Source organism: Leclercia sp. M-A074-M (genome assembly GCF_965195605.1).
In the GTDB taxonomy this organism is placed as follows: domain Bacteria; phylum Pseudomonadota; class Gammaproteobacteria; order Enterobacterales; family Enterobacteriaceae; genus Enterobacter.
Genome location: NZ_CBDAHM010000036.1, coordinates 1 through 611 on the forward strand (window position 1 = coordinate 1; position 611 = coordinate 611).

2 pseudogenes are annotated in these 611 nt (G+C 53.4%); both read left to right on the plus strand.

Annotated elements, in window-relative coordinates:
* Positions 1–64: 64 nt before the first annotated feature.
* Positions 65–459 (plus strand): annotated as a pseudogene (locus tag ACOKCT_RS22955) (IS6-like element IS26 family transposase); the annotation flags it as partial.
* A gap of 1 nt (position 460) precedes the next feature.
* Positions 461–611, plus strand: a pseudogene (locus ACOKCT_RS22960) (DDE-type integrase/transposase/recombinase); the annotation flags it as partial.

Sequence of the window (611 nt, forward strand, 5' to 3'; positions counted from 1 at the left end):
GGGCACTGTTGCAAATAGTCGGTGGTGATAAACTTATCATCCCCTTTTGCTGATGGAGCTGCACATGAACCCATTCAAAGGCCGGCATTTTCAGCGTGACATCATTCTGTGGGCCGTACGCTGGTACTGCAAATACGGCATCAGTTACCGTGAGCTGCAGGAGATGCTGGCTGAACGCGGAGTGAATGTCGATCACTCCACGATTTACCGCTGGGTTCAGCGTTATGCGCCTGAAATGGAAAAACGGCTGCGCTGGTACTGGCGTAACCCTTCCGATCTTTGCCCGTGGCACATGGATGAAACCTACGTGAAGGTCAATGGCCGCTGGGCGTATCTGTACCGGGCCGTCGACAGCCGGGGCCGCACTGTCGATTTTTATCTCTCCTCCCGTCGTAACAGCAAAGCTGCATACCGGTTTCTGGGTAAAATCCTCAACAACGTGAAGAAGTGGCAGATCCCNCGATTCATCAACACGGATAAAGCGCCCGCCTATGGTCGCGCGCTTGCTCTGCTCAAACGCGAAGGCCGGTGCCCGTCTGACGTTGAACACCGACAGATTAAGTACCGGAACAACGTGATTGAATGCGATCATGGCAAACTGAAACGGATAA